The organism is Erythrobacter sp. S227 (assembly GCF_057364925.1).
On record NZ_CP200280.1, the window covers coordinates 1,955,001 to 1,973,839 of the forward strand.

Sequence of the window (18,839 nt, forward strand, 5' to 3'; positions counted from 1 at the left end):
AGTTTCGAAAGCAAGGCCAGGCCAATATGGCGAGCGCACTTGTCGGCGCGATGACCGCTCTTGCCCTTGCCTGGGCGGGATGGGGCGTATGGGCCCTTATATATGCAGGGCTTTCCATATTCGTGAGCCGCGCGGTTGGACTTATGTGGGCAGCGCGATTCTGGGTGATGCCGGTCTTCAACCCCAAGGGGGCATGGGACCTCTTCACATACGGCGGCACGCTTACACTGTGTCAGCTGTTCTGGATAATCCAGAGCCAATCCGATGTGGCGATTGCGGGCCGCCTTCTCGAGACGCACGATCTGGGGCTTTACACTCAGGCCTTGTTCCTGGCGCTCATTGTAACGGGTCGTTTCATTCCGCCCATTAACGAAGTGGCTCTCGCTGCCTATTCCGAGCTTTACCGGGCGGACAAGCCGCTTGGCCCTTATTTCCTGAAGACGGTTCGTCTAGTGATGATGGTTAGCGCGCCTGTATATATAGGCCTCGCCTTGACCGCGCAGCACGTGATCCCGGTACTGATGGGTGACAAGTGGACAGGATTGATCCCGATCGTGGCGGGGCTGGCGGCTGCGATGCCTGCATTTGCGCTCCACCTGATCTGTTCACCGGTCACTAACGCGATGGGCAGGCCAAAGGTCTATCTGTTTACCTCGATTGCTGGCGCGGTGATCTTTCCGGCGATGTTCTTGTGGCATATCAGCGACGGCGCGCTGGGTCTGGTTCATGCGTGGTGGATGTCGGCCCCGCTTCTTTGTGCGATCACCCTTACGGTGACTTTGCCGCGCGTCGGTGTAACACCGTTCGAGCTGATCCGGGCCGTGCTACCCATAATCGTAGCATGCGCGGCTCTGATTATTGCGGTGCTTGGCGTTCAAGCGGTCTTGCCCATTGAGAGCCCATTCTTTGCCCTCCTTTTAAGCGCAAGCGTTGGCGCCGCGGTGTACGCCGCGACATTCTGGTTCGCGTACCGTGAGATTGTTCGCGAGACTTGGGCGCTTTTGAGAAACCGGGATCCGAAAAAGGCTTCAGCGCAGATCGCTTAAGTCCGAGGCTCGGCTCTCGTTCGCCTGATTGATTTGGGCCCTGCTCACATCTCTGATACTCTGCACTGAGCATTATGCATCAGCCCACAAGAAGGGCACAACCGAAGAGACGTTTGATGAGCCTCCTTTGCGCCCTCCCCGCCATCGCCTCAAGCTTGCTCGCGTCAAGCGCAGCGGCCGTTGCAGTCGAACCGCCTGCTACCGGCCAAGGACTGGAGACGCAGGCTGTCGCCCCAGATTTTACCGATCCCGCAACCGAAATCCTTGATCTGGATGAAGATCGCTCGCGGCGATATACGGTGCCTGTGATGATCGAAGGCGCAGGCCCGTTCGATTTCATGATCGATACCGGCAGCCAGGCAACCGCTGTCACGCATCAGATCAACCGCAGCCTTGCTCTTACCCCATCGGGCACAGCGACTCTGGTGGGTATGGCCAGCCGCCGCTCGGTTGATTTGGTCGAGGTTGAAACGATGACCTTTGGCCAGCACACGGTGACCGACCTCATATCTCCTGTTCTCGACGCACGAAATGTTGGCGCGATGGGCATTCTCGGGCTCGACAGTCTGCAGGATTTCCGTGTGCTCATTGATTTTCGCGAAGAGACCATCGCTGTGCAAGACGTCTCGAAGCTCGACAACTATCGCTCGGGCTTTGAAATCGTGGTTCGCGCCAATCAGCAGTTCGGACAATTGCTCATCACCGATGCGATTGTCGAAGGCGTCCGTGCCACCGTCATTATCGACACCGGAGCGCAGGCGAGCATTGGCAGCCTTGCCTTACGAGAAAAAATCCGTCGCAAGCGCTCGGAAGAAGTTATCACCACGGACGTAAACGGCGTGCAATTGGCCGGTGAGATGCAAATGGTGCGCTCCCTGAAAATTGGTGGCCTTGCACTTAACAATGTCGGTTTGACCTTTGCTGACACGCCGGCGTTCGAAGCGCTTGGTCTGGGCGACAAGCCGGTGCTTGCATTAGGGATGCAGCACCTGCGTATCTTTGACCGGGTAGCGATTGATTTTGCCGAAAGCCGGGTCCTGTTCGATGTGCCGCGCGATGTAGCGCGCGCTATGCGCCGGGCTCGAACCAGAGGAGCAGGCAGCACTCTTCGTCCCTGACCTTATAGACTAAACGAGGGGCGATAAGCCTTGCGGTTGCACGGCTCGCTCTCCACATGGACGGGCAATGCCGCCCGACACCGCCACTTCTGATCGCCCCACCAAGCCCGTCGATGCCGAAGGTTGGACAACGCTAAAGCGTTTCCTTCCTTATCTTTGGCCTGCCGACAACCCGGGCCTGCGGACGCGGATTGTGGTTTCGATGGGGTTGGTCCTCATGGCCAAAGCCGTCATTTTGTCGCTGCCGTTTGCCTACAAAGGCGCGGTCAATGCGATGGAGGGAGCAGGCGCGCTTGAGGATATGTCAGGCGCAGCCCAGGTCGCGATGGCATTGGTTGCTGCCTATGTGCTTGGCCGGTTCACCTCGCTCCTGTTCGATAATTTGCGCAATGTCGTGTTCGAGCGTGTCGGGCAAATGGCAACGCTCAGCCTTGCTGAAGACGTCTTTCACCGGCTCCACCGCTTGTCGCTTCGCTTCCACCTGACAAGGCGTACGGGCGAAGTCACCAAGATCATTGAGCGCGGAACGAAAAGCATCGACATGATGCTGTACTTCCTGCTGTTCAACATCGCCCCAACCGCCATCGAACTGATCGCGGTGGGCGTCATCTTCTACCTCAATTTCGGGTGGGAGTTGGTTGCGGCAACCGCGCTGTGCGTGCTCGCTTACATCTTCACCACGCGGTGGATCACCGAATGGCGCACCAAGCTGCGCCGCGAGATGAACGATCTGGACGGGCAGGCACTTCACCGCGCAGTGGATTCGCTCCTGAACTTCGAGACGGTCAAATATTTCGGAGCCGAGGAGCGCGAGCAGAAGCGCTATTCCAGCGCAGCTTGCGCTTACGCCAATGCGGCACTGAAATCGGAAAACTCGCTTGCGTTGTTGAACGTCGTGCAGTCCGGGATCACCAACTCTTTGATGGCAGGCGCGATGATGTACAGCGTCTGGGGATGGAGCAAGGGCGAGCTGACGGTTGGCGACCTTGTGTTTGTGAACACCTACCTCATGCAGCTTTTCCGGCCACTTGATCTGCTCGGTTGGGTCTATCGCACCATTAGGCAGGGGCTTGTCGATATGGCTCAGATGTTCAGCCTGATCGATACCGAGGTTGAGGTCGAGGATAAGCCCGGTGCACCAGCACTCAAAGTCAATCAGCCCAGCCTTGTATTCGACAACGTGACCTTCGGTTACGATGATGATCGCACAATTCTGAACGGGCTGAGCTTTGAAGTGCCCGCCGGATCAACGCTTGCGGTGGTGGGGCCGTCGGGCGCTGGCAAGAGCACCATCGGAAGGCTTCTTTTCCGCTTTTACGATCCGGGTAGCGGGCGCATTCTCATCGATGGTCAGGACATTGCAGAATGCCAGCAGGACAGCGTGCGCGCGGCAATCGGGATCGTGCCGCAGGACAGCGTGCTCTTTAACGATACGCTGGCCTACAATATCGCTTACGGTGCAGAAGACGCGGACGAGCAGACTGTCGAGCAAGCCGCGCGCGATGCAGCGCTCATGCCGCTGATCGAACGGCTGGGTGACAGGTTTGAAACGATGGTGGGCGAGCGCGGCCTCAAGCTTTCAGGCGGCGAAAAACAGCGCGTTGCGATTGCGCGCACCCTTGTGAAAAATCCGCCGATCCTGCTTCTCGATGAAGCGACCAGCGCGCTCGACACGCGCACCGAGCAGGAAATCCTCGGCACGCTCAAACGCCTTGCCCAAGGTCGCACCACCATCGCGATTGCGCACCGGCTCTCAACCGTTGCGGATGCGGACCGCATCATCGTGCTCGATCACGGCACTTTGCGCGAAAGCGGAACACATGCCGAGCTTTTGGCCCAGGGTGGCCTTTACGCCGATATGTGGGCCCAACAGGCGCAGGAAAACCGCGAAACCGAGAAAGCGGATTAGAAAGCGTTATTCCTCGACCACTTTGCGCAAATCCGGGTTGGAAAGGTCCAGATCATCCAGCCCGATCACCTCGATATTGTCCCTGATCGTCTGAAGATCATCGAGGAACTGAGCCGCCTCACCAACAACCACCAATGTGGCCTCTTTTGCGTCAATCACGCCGCGCGCGGCTTCATTGGCAGCGGATGCGTCAACCTGTGCCAGGCGCTCAGCCATTCGGGTAGCATCTGATGCCGGAAGGCCATGCAAAAGAAGTCCGGAAACAATGGCGTTGAAGCCAGAGCTTGTTTCCATCACCCGGTCATAGCTTCCTTGCAAATACAGGCGGCGGCGGTCGAGCAGCTCCTCATCGAGGTCCTCGGCACTAAGTTTCGCGATTTCGCCCAACATGATTGCAGCGACCTCGTGAGCTGATTCATTGCGGGTCTGCGCCCTTGCGGTAAGGAGCGAGCCATCCTTGCGGCCCTCAATGCGCGAATAGGCCCCGTAGGAAAGCGAGCGCTTGGTGCGAATTTCTTCGAACAATCGCCCGCTAGATCCGCCGCCCAATACGGCGTTGGCAATTTGCAATGCATCAAAGTGCTCTGCATCGCGAGCAGGCGCACGCAGCGCCACAAACACCGCTGCCTGTCCTGCGCCGGGCATATCGACCACGATTGTACGAGGCGCCGCCGCCTCTCCCGCGGCATTGTCTACAATCCGGCCTACAGCGTTGGGCGTTTCCCAATCCCCGAACATTGCCTCAGCTGCGGCGATGGCATCATCGCTCGTCAGCCCGCCTGAAATGACGATCTGCATCCGGTCAGGGTGGAAGAAATGCTGGCGGTGGTAGAGAAGATCGCTGCGGTTGATATTGGCAAGGCTTTCTGGCGTCCCCTCGGGGTGGTTGCCGTATGGAGCATCGCCATAAAGCGCGGTTCGAGCAGCACGGCGCGAAACGCCGCTGGGGTCTGTCATCGTTACGCGCAAAGTTTCAATCCGGCGGGCCCTCTCGCGCAGGAATTCCTCATCCGGATAAAGCGCGCCCTTGATGATCCGCGCGGCCAGGTCACCCGCTTCCGCAAGATTCGCCGTGGGCGCGGTTAGAGAGAAGGTCGTACCGTCGCTATCCGCCTCTCCGCGAAAACTTGCGCCAAGGCTCTCGAACCGCGCGGCAATAGTCTGCGCATCGGTTTCATAAAACCCGCTGACCGCAAGAGAGGCCGCAAGCTCGGCAATCCCTTCATGCCCCTCCGGATCAGTCTTGCTCCCGCCTGGAAACACCATTGAAACGGTGGCGATCGGCACGGTGCCAGTTTGAGCAGCGATCACCGGAATGCCGTTGGATAGCGTCGCCTCGACCATTTCAGGCGCGACAATCTCAGGCGCGGACGAAGGTCCGGGCGGTTGCTCGCGCTCGCCCTCGGGTTTGACCGAGCGAATGGGCGCAGAGGCAGCTTTCAACGTGCCAAAGTCAGGCATTGGCACAGGGTTCGCATAAGAAGCCGCATCTTCAGGGCCATTGCGATAGGCGATCGTAACGCGGCGTTCCGGATCGAGATAACGCTGTGCCACCCGCAGCACATCGCTCGGTGTGACCATGGTGATCAACGCGAGGCCACGGTCAGCATAATCAGGATCGCCGCTTGCCATCAATGCTTCGCCCAGCTCAAACGCGCGGCCCCGCGCTGTCTCGCGGCGTCGAAGCGAGCTTGCCATTATCTCGCTTTTGGCCTCGGCGAGCTCCTCCGGGCTCACCAATTCAGCGCGCAATCTCGCGATCTCTGCGTTGAGCGCCTCACCAGCCGCCTCAAGCTTGTCGGACCGCGCGAGTGCATAGACGCTCATATGGCCCGCATCGCGGAACATGGGCGCGCGGCCTGACGCCTCGACCGCCAGTCCCTTTCGGACCAAGGCATTGGTGAGCCTGTTATTCTCGCCCCCGCTAAGGATCGTCATCAAGACGCGGATTGCCGGCGCATCCGGATGAGTGATCGCCTGACCTTTCCAAACGCCCCCGATCACCGGCAAGGGCACATTGGGTGCGGTTGCATTGATCGTTCGCGGCGCGTCCAACTCTGGCTCAAATTCAGCGACAAGTGTCGAAACCGGATCTTCGCGCGCCGGAATATCAGCAAAATACTCGTCAACGAGCGTGCGAAGCGCATCGAGCTCAAAGTTCCCCGCTACAATAAGGGTTGCTGTATCGGGCCCGTAATAGGCTTCGTAAAAGGCGCGCGCATCTTCGAAACTTGCCGCATCAAGATCGGCAATCGAGCCGATCCCGGCACGCCTGTGGGGCATTACATCATAGGCGTTTTCAGGAATAATGAACCGTTGCAGACGACCATAAGGCGGCGCAAGGACGCGTTGGCGCAGTTCCTCTTTCACAACGCCGCGCTCGGTTTCAAAGACCTCTTCGTCCACGACCAGATTGGCCATCCGCTCACGGTGGGTCCAAAGCATGGTTTCAAGATATTGCGCAGGCACTTGTTCGTAATAATTGGTCCGGTCGACCCAATTCGACGCATTGCGCGTGCCCCCCACATCCGCGGTGAGCGAATAGATGAGATTGTAAGGCATATTCTCGGTCTTGCGGCTGCTGATATGCTCGAACAGATGCGAGAAACCGGAGCGCCCGTCCGGGTCATGCTTTGAACCGATTTCGTACCAGAGCGATGTTGTGACCGTGCTGGTCCCGTCATCCTGTACAGCAATCACACGAAGGCCATTGTCCAGCGTCCACATGGTGTAGTCGATCGGAGGGGCCGTAAGCTGCGAGGCATGCTCACCCGTATTGTCATCTGCATGACCATTTTCATGGGCAAAGGCAGGAGCGCTCGCAACAAGGCCCAATGCAGCCGTGCCTGCGAGAAGAATGTTACGAAGCATGAAGGGAGCCTTTTCGGGAGAAATCATCTGGCTCACACTTAAAGCGCGTGCGCTCTACAGTTTCAACCTCGCCTGCGTGCTTCTTCGCTTAAACTGTCAAGAACGGTCATAGCCTCCATGCGTCGTTCCCAAGGCACGAACAGGTGGTCATGGTGAAAAGCCGCGATCACATTGCAGGCGATGCCAGCTTTCGCGAGTGCGGTTGAGACGACGGCGGTGAGCCCGACCCCTTCGAGCGCAGAGTGGACCTGGAGCGTGAGCCGGGCGAAGTGCCCGTTTTGGCCCGCCTCCGTCGCAGGCGCGACAAGCGTTTTGCCTTCGTCTTCCTCGATCAAAGCAAAAGCGCCGGGCGGTAATACCGCGCCTTCCCTAGAGACATGCATAAAGACGAAAGGCCGGTCATCGAGCTTTGGCGACATGCCCGAAAGCATGTCCCCCAATGCCGAGACGGGTCCTGCGCTCACAGGATATATTTCGACAGATCGCTGTCACCGGCAAGCTCGCCCAGCCGCTCATGCACGTAAGCTGCATCAACCTTGACCGTCTCGCCTGCGTGCTCTTCCGCTTCGAAGCTAATTTCTTCGAGCAGTCTTTCCATCACCGTTTGCAAACGCCGCGCGCCGATGTTCTCGACGCTTTCGTTCACTTGTGCTGCGATGGTCGCCACCGCCTGAACTGCGTCTTCGGTGATGTCGAGTTCGACCTTTTCGGTGCCCAGAAGCGCGCTGTATTGCTCCACCAAGTTCGCACGTGTTTCGGAAAGAATGCGTACAAAGTCCTCTTGTGTCAAAGCGCGCAGGTTCACACGGATGGGCAAACGGCCTTGAAGCTCTGGCAGCATGTCAGAAGGCTTGGCAACGTGGAATGCGCCTGATGCGATAAACAGCACATGGTCGGTTTTCATCGGACCGTATTTGGTCGCAACCGTCGTCCCCTCGATAAGCGGGAGAAGATCGCGCTGTACGCCCTCGCGGCTGACACTGCCGCCGCGCACATCAGAAACGGCGATCTTGTCGATCTCGTCCAGGAACACGATGCCATTGGTCTCTGCATTTTGCAGCGCGGTGCGGCTTACGTCTTCATCATCAAGGCGCTTGTCCGCTTCTTCATCGACGAGCTTATCCCACGCCTCTGGCACGCGCATTTTCTGTTTCTTGGTTTTGCCCTTGCCGAACGCCTTGCCCATCATATCGGACAGGTCGATCATCTGCATATTGCCGCCCATATTGCCCATGTCGAAGGGCATGCCGTTGCCAGTATCGGCAATGTCGATCTCAACCTCGACCTCGTTCATGGCGTTTTGAACGATGCGCTGGCGAAAGCTTTCGCGGGTGGCCTCCGATGCATTATCGCCTACTAGCGCGGTGAGCAGCCGCTCCATCGCAGCCTCGCTTGCGGCCTCGCGCACGCTTTCACGGCGGCGCTCTTTTTCAAGGCGGATCGCCTCTTCGACAAGGTCGCGCGCTATCTGTTCAACGTCGCGTCCGACATAGCCGACTTCGGTGAACTTGGTCGCCTCGACCTTTACGAAAGGAGCCTCGGCAAGTTTCGCCAAGCGGCGACTGATCTCGGTCTTACCGCAGCCGGTTGGACCGATCATAAGGATGTTCTTTGGCGTCACCTCATTCTTGAGTTCCGGCCCCAAGCGCTGACGCCGCCAACGGTTGCGTAGCGCGACCGCGACCGCTCGCTTGGCCTCCTTTTGGCCGATGATGTGTTCGTCCAATGCGGCGACGATCGCCTTGGGGGTGAGATTATCCATGTCAGGGAGTTCCTAAACCGTTTCTACGGTCAAATTGCCATTGGTGAAGACGCAGATGTCCGCTGCAACAGCCATGGCCTTGCGCGCGATTTGCTCTGCATCTTCTTCATAATCGGAAAGCGCGCGGGCCGCAGCCAAAGCGTAGTTTCCGCCAGAGCCAATCGCGGCGATCCCGCCTTCGGGTTCGAGCACATCGCCATTGCCGGTGAGCACCAGAAGGCTCTCTTCATCGGCGACGATCATCAACGCTTCGAGATTGCGCAAGTATTTGTCGGTGCGCCAATCCTTGGCAAGCTCGACGCTCGCGCGCAAAAGCTGTCCGGAATACTGCTCGAGCTTTTTCTCGAGCCGTTCAAACAGGGTGAAGGCGTCAGCCGTGGCACCTGCAAAGCCAGCGACGACTTTACCGCCCTCGCCGATCCGGCGCACTTTGCGCGCATTAGGCTTCATCACGGTGTTGCCCATGGAAACCTGGCCATCGCCAGCGATAACGACCTTGTCGCCTCGTTTAACGCCAATGATGGTGGTGCCGTGCCACTGGATCAGGCCGTGGCTTGCCGCTTTATCGTTCATAGCCCACGATATGGGGATGCGGGTTAAACCGTCAAGATTGGCAGGCCTTAAGGGCCACCTGCACCCGGAACACCAGCGCCGCCAACCTGTCCGATATTGCCGAACAGATCTTCGAGGAAGCCGCGTTCACGGCCAAGGGTCGGCGTCTTGTCACCATCAGGCTGGAGGTAGACAACCTCATCCAAACCCTTCGTTTCGACAGATGCAACATTGCCAGCATCGTCGAAACGAACAGTCAGCACGGCGTGTTCGTTGATGCGCGGGCGTACGAATGGGCGGCGGCCCGTGACACTGGAGATGTAATACCAGGTCTTTTCGCCATACTGGCTTTCATAAGTGGGCCGACCGAGCGTGCCTTCGACCGAGCGACGATTGTCGATCCCGGGCTGAACTGTGCTCACCAGCAAAGGGTCGTTCACAAAACCGCGCGATTCGCGGATAGAGGAACAACCTGCAACGGCCAGCACAGCCATACTGATCGCTGATACCTTGATCACTTTGCTCTTCGACAATGCTCTTCCTTGGGAAGCTTTACGCATATGCTAAGTTAAATCCCGTCTTGTCCTGCCACTTGCCGCTGTGGACAAGGGGCCTATATCGCCCAGAAGGCTTAAGCCTAACGCCTTAATCGGTGTAGCGGGCGCTGGCAATGTGCGTTCAAGCGAAAGTGCTGGAGTTTGCGCGGTGAATTGCGGCTGAATGCGTAAAAGCCCCGTAGCTTGGACGCGGCAAGGAACCGCATTTGTGCCCCGACCGTTCAGAGAGGCATAGAAACGCACCGGGCGCTTTAACCCGGCGCTGATGAAAGGAAGTCATGTCATTTCTCTCCCGCCTTTTGGGCACTGGCCCTGACCCGCGCGAAGCTGTGCGCCCCTTATGGCACCGGGTGGTGGAGCTCGCCCGCAAACCGCAATTCTACACCGACTACATGGTCGCCGACACGGTCGCAGGCCGGTTTGACATGATCACGGCGATCCTGTGCGCGGTAATGGTCCGGGTCGAAGCAAGCGAGATGCGTTCAGAAAGCGCGCTTTTGGCGGAGCTTTTTGTCGAAGATATGGACGGTCAACTGCGCCAGTTTGGCGTCAACGATGTCGTGATCGGCAAGCGGGTTGGCAAATTGATGAGCGTGCTGGGCGGAAGGCTTGGCGCGTATCGCGGGGCCTTTATGAATAAAGACCACGCGAAACTGACCGATGCGATTTCCCGCAATGTGACTTTCAGCGAAGGCGCGGACGAAGGCGAATGCAGCGCGAAAATCGCGGCCGAGCTTCTGGCACTGTCGCAGCGCCTTGCCGAATTTGACGACAAGCAGATCCTTAAGGCAAACCAGATCGCATGAAGCCAGATAGCGATAAGACCTTACCAACCAGCGAATTGGAAAGGCTCGTCAAGGTCAAAGGCCTGCCAGCCGAACCGATCGTGATCGAAGCGGATGCTGGCGAACGCGCGGCATTGGCAAAACGTTTCAGCCTTGCAGGGATCGACCATCTTCGCGCCCAGATCGATGTCGAACAGCGCGGATCAGCAATCCGGGCAACCGGCTCGCTCAAAGCGGCCATCCGTCAACTTTGCGCAATTTCGGGTGAGGATTTCCCCGCCCATGTCGAAGAGGCACTCGACCTGCGTTTTGTCGAAGAGGGCACTCTTGACCCGGCTGTCCATGAAGACGGCGAGATTGAAGTCGAGCTTGATGCCGAGGATTGCGACGAGATCGAATATTCGGGCGATGCCTTTGATCTGGGCGAAGCGGTCGCGCAAACCCTCGGCCTTGCGATTGACCCATACGCCGAAGGGCCAAACGCCGACGAAGCGCGCAAGAAAGCTGGGATAGCTAAAGAAGGCGAGGCTGAAGGCCCGCTCGCCGATATGCTGCGGGGGCTGGCTAAGGATTAGGCCGGTGTCTCGCGCCACGGGTTGAAGAAAATATCCTCAACCGGCAGATCGAAATAGGCCGCAAGCTGGTACGCAATTGGCAGCGAGGGGTCATATTTGTCAGCCTCAATCCCGATCACCGTCTGGCGAGAAATCCCAAGCGCATCGGCAAGGTCCGCCTGATTAAGACTGCGCTCTTTACGCAGGTCGCGAAGGCAGTTTCTCACTCCGAAGACCCTTGCCCAAAAGCACTGCCGCGCAGTCTCCAAACTCCGTACAGTACAAGACCAAGCGCCAACTGTGCCACAAACATATGAAACGCGCCTTCGCTATAGGATGTGTGGTGGTCGTTGTTCGCGATAATCCAAAGCAGAAACGCAAAGCCGCCAAAGAGGCTCCCCCAATACCAACTCGTCATCTGACCGTGGCGATGCACGTCGTCAAGGCTGCGCCACCACAGGATCGTTACCGCCCATACCCCAGCCCCCAGCGCCAGAAACACGCCATATGTGAGCCAGACATTATCGCCCAAAAGGTTGGTGCGCGAGGCATAGCCGACGAACAATCCGAACGGGATTGTGAGCGCCAAAGCCGCGAGAGTTAGGCCCCAATGGCGCCGGTTGTATTTGGACAAAAGCATGATCAACTCCTCAAATATGTAAAAACCTTTGTACATATTCCGAGGAATGTCAAAACATTTTAACATGACCAATTCAAAAAGGCCCCGCAATACAATCGCGAGGCCCCGTGAAATCTGCCTTTTTTGAGCACATCAAAACGGAATATCGTCGTCCAGATCATCATAGCCGCCGCCAGCACCGCCGCTACCAGCACCGCCCCCGGAGCCGCCGCCAGAACCACCGCCGCCTTGGTTCCAGCCGCCGCCGCCTTGGCCTCCGCCGCCGCCAGCACCGCCGCCGTAGCCGCCACCCTGGCCGCCACCGCCCATTCCGCCGCCGCCGCCACTTGCACCATCAAGCATGGTAAGAGTGCCGCCGAGGCCCTGGATCACCACTTCAGTCGAGTAGCGGTCCTGGCCGTTTTGGTCCTGCCATTTGCGGGTTTGAAGCTTGCCTTCGACGAAGACTTTCGAGCCCTTTTTAAGGTAACGCTCAACCACATTGACAAGGCCATCAGAAAAAATTGCAACGGTGTGCCATTCGGTCTTTTCGCGGCGCTCGCCGGTGTTTTTGTCTTTCCAGTTTTCAGAGGTCGCAATGCGCAAGTTTGCAACGCGTCCACCATTCTGGAAGGAGCGAATTTCCGGGTCCGCCCCCAGATTGCCGATCAGCATTACTTTATTGAGCGAGCCCGCCATTTGCGCATTCCTTCCTATGAAAACTGTACCCCAAGACTTGGGCACGGCCTGTAAAGACCGCGAATCTCTTGAGTCTTCATAGGACAAGGCGCGAAGAGTGGCGAGGCTGCGTGCCACGTTTTCCCGACCTAGAATTCAATCCGCGAATTAGCGGCTGGGGTAACGCAATCGGCCCAGAAAGCGGGTGAGGCTGGGAAGTTCGCGGTCATTGTTCAAAAACTGCGCTTTTGCTTTTTCGAACTTCATTACGCCATCAATCCGGCGGCCCAGAAACTCATGGGTCTTCGCCTTGCCTTCGCTTTCATCATTCACAAAGACAGCAAGCGTTGCCGAGTAGATCCCGGCGAGGATCGCTCGCTTGGTGTAGTGATTGTAATCGGTCGCAGTGTCACCGGCCAGACGCCACATTATGTCCGCTGAGCGCCAGCCCAATTGCAAAGAGCGCGGCGCATTGTGCGGCATTGCCATGACCGAAAGCGCGCGGCGAACCGCCTCATCCACATGCTCCACCGCCTCCAGTCGGAAAGCGACCAGAGTGCGGATACGTTCGCGGATTTTGAGCTCTGCAAGGCGGTCTTGAGGCCATGCCTCTTCCATCGCCTGATCGACATGGGAGACCCATGCCTCAATCATATCCATCGATTGTGACATGCCGCCGGGAAAGGCGAGCTTTGCCACGTCGACATCCGCGCCCGCCATTTCAGCAGCTGCCACAAGGGCGGTTTCGTTCCACCCATCAAACACAGCCGACGCAGCGATTTCCGGGGCCAATGCCACGCGAAGTTCGTCCAAGGTCATATCGGCAAAATCAGGGGAGGATATCATGGGATCAGTTGTCCTAGAAAGAGGGGCCGTATTGCTTGGGCCGGGCCTTGCCTTCGCGTTTCTTGTCCGCTTCTTCAAATTCGCGCGCGATCAGTGTGTTGGATGTCAGACGCATCATATGATCGCGTGCAGAGCGCCCAGTGTTGTCGTTTACGTCCGGGTCCGCCCCATCTTCGAGCAATTGGCGCACCAAAGCGACATTGCGTTGGTGCACGGCGGTCATAAGAGGAGTTTCGCCCTGGCTATCGGCAATATCGACATCCGCACCCGCTTTGATCAGCTCCTCGACCCCTTCAACATAATTGAGGCGCACTGCGATTTGCAGCGGTGTGACACCGTTGCGATCGCGCACATTAGGGTTGCATCCCTTACCGGCCAAAAACCTGATCCACAGGGTATCACGGCGCGCCGTCACGATGTGGAGGCCGTTTTCGCCCGTGGTAATATCGCGCGAGTTCACAATCTGTGTGCCCGGCTCGCTCAACATTTCGGTTGCCACATCACCGTCGCGGTCTTTCACCGCTTTGAGAAACTTGTAGCCATCTGATTGAAACTGCGCATAGGCGGGCTGAAGCGCGCTCACAGCGAGAAGGCTGGCAACAAGCACCATAGCAATTCGCAATTTAGACCCTAATTTGCGCAAAACAGAGAAACCCACGCTTTGAACCTTTCGCTTTTCCTGTCAGGTAAACGGATGATGGGAGAAAAATAGTTACGTTTCCTCTCATGTCACGGATGAGCAATTAGCAGACGATGAACATTCAAGCCAATCCCTCCCGTTCTTTTCCCAAACGCGCCCTGCTTGCTCTCGCAGTAGGCACAGCGCTTGGCGTGTCAGCCTGCAGTAACGCGGTCGATCACGGGGAGCCACCTTTGACCGGCGCAGACATCGGCGGCGATTTTGAGCTTACCAATAAAGACGGCGAAACCGTCCGGTGGAGCGATTTCGACGGCAAGTATCGCATCGTCTATTTCGGCTTTGCATACTGCCCCGATATCTGTCCCACCGACATGCAGCGCACGGCCCAAGGGCTCGCCACATTTGCAAAAGAAGAGCCCGGGCTAGCCGCCAACATCCAGCCGATTTTCATCACCATCGACCCGGAGCGCGATACGCCCGAAGTCGTTGGCGAGTTTGCGAGCGCTTTTTCCGATGACCTGATGGGGCTCACCGGTACGCCCGAGCAGATCGCCGATGCAGCCTCGAAATTCCGTGTCTTTTATGCGCGCGGGGAAGAAAGCGATGGGGGCGGATATCTGATGGACCATTCGCGCATCGTCTATCTGTTTGGCCCTGCAGGAGAGCCGCTTGCCACCCTGCCCGCCGATGAAGGAGCCGATGCCGTGGCCCGGGAACTGGCGAAATGGGTGAATTGAGAGACAATTTCTGGCAGCTGCCGCTCGCCGATCTCTCGCGGCCTGAATGGGAAGCGCTTTGCGACGGGTGCGGGCGGTGTTGTCTACACAAGATCGAAGATGCGGATACGGGCGAAATTGAAGACACCAATGTCGCGTGCAAACTTCTCGATTGTTCAACCGCACAGTGCAGCGACTATCGCAATCGCAAGGCCTTCGTGCCCGATTGCATGCGGTTGACGCTCTCGATTGTCGAAGACGTGCCCTGGCTTCCTTCCACTTGTGCATACCGTGTGCGGGCGGAAGGGCGGCCTTTGCCCGAATGGCATTATCTGATCACCGGCGACCGGGAAGATGTGGTTCGCGCCGGGGTTTCAGTTGCTGGACGGGTGATAAGCGAGAACGACGCGGGGCCGCTGGAACATCACATTGTCGATTGGGACCGTCCCTTGAACGCTGTGCCTTTTGAAGCAGATGAAACATGATCGACTGGCTCAAACGATCTCATCTTGAACCCGAGCTCGAGCTGAACGGTAAGACAGTGCCGATCGTTTTGAAACGGCATCGCACAGCCAAACGCCTGACAATGCGCCTTGCCCCCGACGGGAGCGAGATCCGCATTACCTTGCCAAAATGGGCGCGTTCGGCCGAAGCGATTGCGTTTGCGCAATTGCGCGAAGAATGGCTGGCCGTGCAGCACGCTAAAGTTCCACGCAAAATGGAAGTGGGGAACGGAAGCCATATCCGGTTTCGCGGGTCCGAATTGCAGGTCGCATGGAACGAGACTCACCCAAGGAAGCCTACTCTTGGCCGCAGCACCATAAAAATAGGTGGCCCAAAGACGGGGCTTGAGGGACGCCTTAGACGCTGGCTCGAGAAAGAAGCACTTGGCCTTTTTGTAGAAGACATTGCCCATTACACCAGACGGGCTGAGCTTGAGCCTGTTCCGGTAGGATTGTCGCGCGCGCAACGACGGTGGGGCAGTTGTTCAGATGGCGGCGCATCAGGCACAAAGCGCATCCGTCTCAACTGGCGGCTAGTGCAAGCCCCCGATCATGTGCGCCGCTCTGTTGCCGCGCATGAAGTGGCTCACCTTGTCCATTTTGATCACAGTCCCGCCTTTCATGCGCTCCTTGGCAGCATTTACGAAGGGGACATTTCCCATGCGGATCAATGGCTGAAAACGAATGGGCGCACGCTGTATTCGGCCTTCGGCTAAGGTAAAGATCGTCCGCATTCTGCCTCACGCGCGACTACGTAGTTTTTCGTTAACCTTGTAAAATTAGAATGCAGTCATGTTTTGGACAGGCTTCATTCGGGTTTTACACGTCAGCACGCGCCTCCTCGCGCCTCTGCTCGCGGTGATAAGCCTTTGTGTGCCTGCAGCAAATTCGCCGGCTTTCGCTCAGGGAAACTGCCCGAATTGTGACTTGCCGCCCGGCTGCCGTGGTAATGGCAACAACAAGGACAAGGGCAATAATGGCAATGGAAACGGCAATGGCAGACCCAATTGCGAACGGCTTTCCATCACCATCGAAAGCGACATCGACTTTGGCCGCGTCGTCCTTTTGGGCGATGGTGAAGGCAGAGTGATCCTTGACCTTAGTACAGGCGAGAAGACCCTGATCGGTGACGTCGATGACCTGGGCGGAATGCCGTTCACAGGCCGTGCGATGATTACCGGCGCTCCTTTCGAACAAGTCATGATCAGCCTTCCCAGTGAAGTCAGCATGCGCGATAATCAGGGGGGGAACGCAATTATTCGGGACTTTGTCTCCGACGTAGATACATTCGCCGTTCTCGACAGCTTCGGGCAATTGGAGTTCAGCTTCTCGGGCACGCTGGTACTTGGTGCAGACCAAAAGGCCGCAGGCAATTTGCGCGGGCGCGTACCGATAAGCGTAGAGTATCCTTAGCCCCGATCATTGCGCCCACCTCGCTCGGCCCGTATTGCTTTGCCCTCTGGCGCTGTTCCAAGACACGCCCTATATCCCTGAATGTTATGCGCAGCCGCCTTGCTAATTCTCGATTCAATCCGGCCCCCGGGGTCGCCGACTTCTGGAATGAATTCCGAAAACCCAATCCCTTACGCGTGCCGATATTGCTCGCATCTATGGTGCCATTCGGGATGATCTTCTGGTGGCTTTCGGGCGAAACGCTTTACAAAGACCCGGAGCGTCCATCGATCACCTATATTACAACCTTCGATCCAACCCGGACCGACAACGAGATTATGGCTTCAAACGAGGCCAACCAAGAGATCAAGGACATGCGCGAGGCTAACGCGCAAGCCTTGGCTGATCGCAAGCGCGAACTCTACAAAGCCCTTGGCGCTGCAGCGGGCATGGATGTCGAAGAAATCGATCGACGCGCAAGAGAAGCACGGGCAGCCGAGGAAGCAGCAGAACGGGCAGAGCGAGAGGCCGCATTCGGGCCTGCAGCGGGTACGACAGGTTCGGGGGAACAAGCCTCCGACAGTCAGGCCTCCGACAGTCAGGCCTCCGAAAATCAGTCCGATGACGGCGCTGAGCCTACCTCAGAAAGCCCCGCGCCATAACCGACCAAGGCCCCAGCGATGCCGATTGGATAGCAGCGACCGCGCAGTTCGCCGCAAGAGCCTATCCGCTGTGTCGCCCCAACCCCGGTGTCGCCGCTATTCTTGTCAAAGACGGGCGCGTGATCTCGCGCGGGATTACCCAGGCTGGCGGGCGACCACATGCAGAAGCGCAGGCATTGGAAGGCTTTGCCAACGGCGGAGCGAAGGGCGCCGTATTGTACGTCACACTTGAACCTTGCGCGCATAAATCGGACCGAGGTCCGGCATGCAGCGATCTGGTGGTCGAAGCAAAACCGGACCGGGTCGTTATCGGCCAGTGGGACCCCGATAAGCGCACCAAGGGTATCGGGGCCGACCGGATCGAGAAGGCCGGCATCAAGGTCGACGTATTGGAGGACGAGGCTTCGCGCCAAAGCCTCAAGACTTACCTGGCCAAGATGACATTGGGCCGCCCATACGTGACGCTCAAACTCGCGATGAGCCTCGATGGGCGCATTGCCCTTACCGATGGGTCGAGCCAATGGATTACGGGTGAAGCGGCACGGGCCCATGTCCATGCGCACCGTGCCCGTCAGGATGCGATCCTTGTAGGGGGCGGCACATGGCGAGCCGATAAACCGCGCCTTGATGTGCGCCTCCCTGGCCTTGAAAACCGCAGTCCTGACCGCGTTCTGCTCACCCGCGGAGTGATCCCGAAAGACACGCAAGTCATCAACTCGCCCGCGCAGATTGCGGACCTTGAAGACACCCAATCGCTCTATGTTGAAGGGGGCGCCGTCGCGGCAGCGAGCTTTCTCGCAGAAGACCTCATCGACGAGCTGCACCTCTACCGCGCACCGATCCTTGTCGGCGACGGGCAAAGCGCACTTACCGACATCGGTCTTGAAAGCCTCTCGGATGCGCATGGCCGCTGGTGCCTTGCCGAAACGCGGCAGCTTGGCAGCGACACCTTCACCTCTTATGTGCGGGTGCGATAAAGAGGATACGAGACCGACATGTTTACTGGAATAGTCACTGCAATCGGCACTGTTGCCAAGGCCGAGCAGCGCGGCGATCTGCGCCTGCGGATTACTGCGCCGTTTGATCCCGCGCGCATCGACATCGGTGCCTCGATTGCCTGTTCAGGCGTATGTCTGACCGTGGTTGCTCGCGGAGGAGAGGCGGGTGATGCCTGGTTCGACGTTGATGTGTCAGGCGAAACCGTTAGTCGCACGCATGCAGGCATGTGGGAAGAAGGCGCGAAGCTTAATCTGGAGCCATCCTTGCGCCTTGGTGATGAGCTTGGCGGACATATTGTGACCGGCCATGTCGATTGTGTGGGCGAGGTTGTCGAGGCCGAGGCAACCGGCGACAGCTGGAAGATCATTATCCGCGCGCCGCAAGAGATGGCGCCTTATATTGCGGGCAAAGGCTCTATCACGGTCAACGGTGTTTCTCTCACCGTGAACGAGGTTCAGGACCAAGCCGATGGCGCATGCGATTTCATGCTCAACATCATCCCGCACACTGCCGAGGTCACAACCTTGGGCGAGCTGAAAGCGGGCGATACTGTCAATCTCGAGATCGACGTGCTGGCCCGCTATCTGAAGCGGATGCAAGGGCTCGCTGCACAGGGTTAGGCGACTTGGG

At 57.9% G+C, this 18,839-nt stretch carries 22 protein-coding genes (1 of these 22 only partly in view); 12 read left to right on the forward strand and 10 right to left on the reverse strand.

Annotated elements, in window-relative coordinates; genetic code table 11:
• The 3 genes from AC0V6Q_RS09185 to AC0V6Q_RS09195 all read left to right on the forward strand — a co-directional run.
• Window positions 1-1,046, forward strand: the 3' portion of a protein-coding gene (locus AC0V6Q_RS09185) for a lipopolysaccharide biosynthesis protein (protein ID WP_486168082.1). Its footprint begins 484 nt before the window's first position; only the last 1,046 of its 1,530 coding nucleotides appear in the window; its start codon lies beyond the left edge, outside the window; it ends in the stop codon at window positions 1,044-1,046.
• Window positions 1,047-1,162: 116 nt separating this feature from the next.
• Window positions 1,163-2,164 carry a retroviral-like aspartic protease family protein gene (locus AC0V6Q_RS09190; RefSeq protein WP_486168083.1) on the forward strand — a complete coding sequence of 334 codons (1,002 nt, stop codon included), beginning with the start codon at window positions 1,163-1,165 and terminating at the stop codon, window positions 2,162-2,164.
• Between the two features lie 67 nt (window positions 2,165-2,231).
• Complete coding sequence (locus AC0V6Q_RS09195) at window positions 2,232-4,073, forward strand: ABCB family ABC transporter ATP-binding protein/permease (protein WP_486168084.1); 1,842 nt, start codon at window positions 2,232-2,234, stop codon at window positions 4,071-4,073.
• A gap of 6 nt (window positions 4,074-4,079) precedes the next feature.
• Here the strand turns inward: AC0V6Q_RS09195 and AC0V6Q_RS09200 are convergent, their stop codons facing one another.
• The 5 genes from AC0V6Q_RS09200 to AC0V6Q_RS09220 all read right to left on the reverse strand — a co-directional run bounded on the left by AC0V6Q_RS09200 (window position 4,080) and on the right by AC0V6Q_RS09220 (window position 9,752).
• Window positions 4,080-6,944 carry a M16 family metallopeptidase gene (locus AC0V6Q_RS09200; protein ID WP_486168085.1) on the reverse strand — a complete coding sequence of 955 codons (2,865 nt, stop codon included), beginning with the start codon at window positions 6,942-6,944 and terminating at the stop codon, window positions 4,080-4,082.
• 62 nt (window positions 6,945-7,006) lie between these two features.
• The gene (locus AC0V6Q_RS09205) at window positions 7,007-7,408 is read right to left on the reverse strand and encodes an ACT domain-containing protein (RefSeq protein WP_486168086.1); all 402 of its coding nucleotides are present in this window, start codon (window positions 7,406-7,408) and stop codon (window positions 7,007-7,009) included.
• Window positions 7,405-8,706, reverse strand: a complete 1,302-nt coding sequence (gene hslU / locus AC0V6Q_RS09210; protein WP_486168087.1) for an ATP-dependent protease ATPase subunit HslU — start codon at window positions 8,704-8,706, stop codon at window positions 7,405-7,407. The genes AC0V6Q_RS09205 and hslU overlap by 4 nt, the downstream gene beginning before the upstream one ends.
• A 12-nt stretch (window positions 8,707-8,718) precedes the next feature.
• Window positions 8,719-9,279, reverse strand: coding sequence for an ATP-dependent protease subunit HslV (gene hslV / locus AC0V6Q_RS09215; protein WP_486168088.1), 561 nt, complete (start codon window positions 9,277-9,279; stop codon window positions 8,719-8,721).
• 47 nt (window positions 9,280-9,326) lie between these two features.
• Window positions 9,327-9,752 (reverse strand): outer membrane protein assembly factor BamE, encoded by a 426-nt coding sequence (locus AC0V6Q_RS09220; protein ID WP_486169285.1) that lies wholly within the window; start codon window positions 9,750-9,752, stop codon window positions 9,327-9,329.
• A 341-nt stretch (window positions 9,753-10,093) separates the two neighbouring features.
• On the opposite strand from AC0V6Q_RS09220, the gene AC0V6Q_RS09225 reads away from it, so the two are divergent.
• Window positions 10,094-10,621: a ubiquinol-cytochrome C chaperone family protein gene (locus tag AC0V6Q_RS09225; protein WP_486168089.1), complete on the forward strand. Its 528-nt coding sequence runs from the start codon at window positions 10,094-10,096 to the stop codon at window positions 10,619-10,621.
• A complete protein-coding gene (locus AC0V6Q_RS09230) occupies window positions 10,618-11,175 on the forward strand; it encodes a YceD family protein (protein WP_486168090.1) in 558 nt (185 codons plus the stop codon). Before AC0V6Q_RS09225 ends, AC0V6Q_RS09230 begins: the two co-directional genes overlap by 4 nt.
• On the opposite strand, the gene AC0V6Q_RS09235 is transcribed toward AC0V6Q_RS09230, so the two are convergent.
• The 5 genes from AC0V6Q_RS09235 to AC0V6Q_RS09255 form a co-directional block, all read right to left on the reverse strand.
• A complete protein-coding gene (locus AC0V6Q_RS09235) occupies window positions 11,172-11,381 on the reverse strand; it encodes a helix-turn-helix transcriptional regulator (protein ID WP_486168091.1) in 210 nt (69 codons plus the stop codon). The two genes, AC0V6Q_RS09230 and AC0V6Q_RS09235, sit on opposite strands and share 4 nt — an antisense overlap.
• The gene (locus tag AC0V6Q_RS09240) at window positions 11,378-11,794 is read right to left on the reverse strand and encodes a hypothetical protein (RefSeq protein WP_486168092.1); all 417 of its coding nucleotides are present in this window, start codon (window positions 11,792-11,794) and stop codon (window positions 11,378-11,380) included. Before AC0V6Q_RS09240 ends, AC0V6Q_RS09235 begins: the two co-directional genes overlap by 4 nt.
• A gap of 132 nt (window positions 11,795-11,926) precedes the next feature.
• The gene (gene ssb / locus AC0V6Q_RS09245) at window positions 11,927-12,472 is read right to left on the reverse strand and encodes a single-stranded DNA-binding protein (RefSeq protein ID WP_486168093.1); all 546 of its coding nucleotides are present in this window, start codon (window positions 12,470-12,472) and stop codon (window positions 11,927-11,929) included.
• A gap of 147 nt (window positions 12,473-12,619) precedes the next feature.
• Window positions 12,620-13,297, reverse strand: a complete 678-nt coding sequence (locus tag AC0V6Q_RS09250) for a COQ9 family protein (protein ID WP_486168094.1) — start codon at window positions 13,295-13,297, stop codon at window positions 12,620-12,622.
• A gap of 13 nt (window positions 13,298-13,310) precedes the next feature.
• Window positions 13,311-13,907, reverse strand: a complete 597-nt coding sequence (locus tag AC0V6Q_RS09255) for an ankyrin repeat domain-containing protein (RefSeq protein WP_486168095.1) — start codon at window positions 13,905-13,907, stop codon at window positions 13,311-13,313.
• Between the two features lie 143 nt (window positions 13,908-14,050).
• Here AC0V6Q_RS09255 and AC0V6Q_RS09260 point away from each other — a divergent pair, with 143 nt between their 5' ends.
• The 7 genes from AC0V6Q_RS09260 to AC0V6Q_RS09290 all read left to right on the forward strand — a co-directional run bounded on the left by AC0V6Q_RS09260 (window position 14,051) and on the right by AC0V6Q_RS09290 (window position 18,829).
• Window positions 14,051-14,674 (forward strand): SCO family protein, encoded by a 624-nt coding sequence (locus tag AC0V6Q_RS09260; protein ID WP_486168096.1) that lies wholly within the window; start codon window positions 14,051-14,053, stop codon window positions 14,672-14,674.
• Window positions 14,662-15,138, forward strand: a complete 477-nt coding sequence (locus tag AC0V6Q_RS09265) for a YcgN family cysteine cluster protein (RefSeq protein ID WP_486168097.1) — start codon at window positions 14,662-14,664, stop codon at window positions 15,136-15,138. Before AC0V6Q_RS09260 ends, AC0V6Q_RS09265 begins: the two co-directional genes overlap by 13 nt.
• Window positions 15,135-15,872 carry a M48 family metallopeptidase gene (locus tag AC0V6Q_RS09270; protein WP_486168098.1) on the forward strand — a complete coding sequence of 246 codons (738 nt, stop codon included), beginning with the start codon at window positions 15,135-15,137 and terminating at the stop codon, window positions 15,870-15,872. The genes AC0V6Q_RS09265 and AC0V6Q_RS09270 overlap by 4 nt, the downstream gene beginning before the upstream one ends.
• A gap of 211 nt (window positions 15,873-16,083) precedes the next feature.
• Window positions 16,084-16,569: a DUF4402 domain-containing protein gene (locus AC0V6Q_RS09275; protein WP_486168099.1), complete on the forward strand. Its 486-nt coding sequence runs from the start codon at window positions 16,084-16,086 to the stop codon at window positions 16,567-16,569.
• Window positions 16,570-16,745: 176 nt separating this feature from the next.
• A complete protein-coding gene (locus tag AC0V6Q_RS09280; RefSeq protein WP_486168100.1) occupies window positions 16,746-17,210 on the forward strand; it encodes a hypothetical protein in 465 nt (154 codons plus the stop codon).
• The gene (ribD, locus tag AC0V6Q_RS09285) at window positions 17,207-18,187 is read left to right on the forward strand and encodes a bifunctional diaminohydroxyphosphoribosylaminopyrimidine deaminase/5-amino-6-(5-phosphoribosylamino)uracil reductase RibD (protein ID WP_486169286.1); all 981 of its coding nucleotides are present in this window, start codon (window positions 17,207-17,209) and stop codon (window positions 18,185-18,187) included. Before AC0V6Q_RS09280 ends, ribD begins: the two co-directional genes overlap by 4 nt.
• An 18-nt stretch (window positions 18,188-18,205) precedes the next feature.
• Window positions 18,206-18,829 carry a riboflavin synthase gene (locus tag AC0V6Q_RS09290; protein WP_486168101.1) on the forward strand — a complete coding sequence of 208 codons (624 nt, stop codon included), beginning with the start codon at window positions 18,206-18,208 and terminating at the stop codon, window positions 18,827-18,829.
• The last annotated feature ends 10 nt before the right edge of the window (window positions 18,830-18,839 follow it).